General features: G+C 41.0%; 1 protein-coding gene. It reads right to left on the bottom strand.

The window, feature by feature from the left end; all coding sequences use genetic code 11:
• Positions 1-363: 363 nt before the first annotated feature.
• Positions 364-796 (bottom strand): hypothetical protein (locus tag ACWHAR_RS25875; protein ID WP_452088274.1); only part of this gene is annotated, 433 nt, incomplete at its 5' end.

A 796-nucleotide genomic window follows, 5' to 3' on the forward strand; every position in this document is an offset into this window, starting at 1 on the left:
TGTAAAATGTCCTTCGATACTTTATTATAATCCATATGAGTACCTCCTCTTTGGGGGAATCTGCCGGACTGAAGGTGGCCGCCTTCACCCGGCTTTTTTTATTGGCCTGCTGCCGAAAGAATCCTCGAAATCTCACATCACCTCCTTATTTTGGGTATAAAAAAAACCTAAATTACGCCGGCTTAAACGGGACAATGCCCCAGAAAGCTGTACGCAACTTAGGTTTTGCCTGCAAAAGCAGTAACAATCCTTAAGAAACTTGCTGATATTAGTTTGTAACTATACTTTAGCACCCGTTTTTGTTCATGTCAACGCTTTCATTACAAATGTCTCATAAAAAATAGAATACATGAAAACTAAAAACTAAGACTTTATACCTTCATTTCTTCGTTTTCTAGCTTTCGCCGCCTTTTTCATAAGCAATGCAGGGTTTCGCCTTGCTTTCCTTCGCGCCGCCGGCTGTACAACTGCTTCTTTCGGTTCCTGCTGCTTATGAAGAATGAATCCGGCAGCCATAAACGGAATCCCTGATAAGTTCGTGAAAATGTTTTTAATGCCCATCGCTAAAATAAAAGATCCCCATGGAGAAAACGGATCTTTTTTGATTTTTACGTAAGCGGCGATTTCCAAGGCAATAAAAATGATCGACTGTGCTAATATCACTATCAGCAAGCCCAAAATGAACAAGAGGCCCAAATTAAATAATGTGCCTGAGTAGAGCATCAATTTCAGCGCAGCTACGAAAGTTCCAGCCTCCATATATCCGTCCGTGACATTTGGATTCCAAACAGCATAA

The sequence above is a fragment of the Bacillus sp. LR--39 genome, assembly GCF_053613335.1.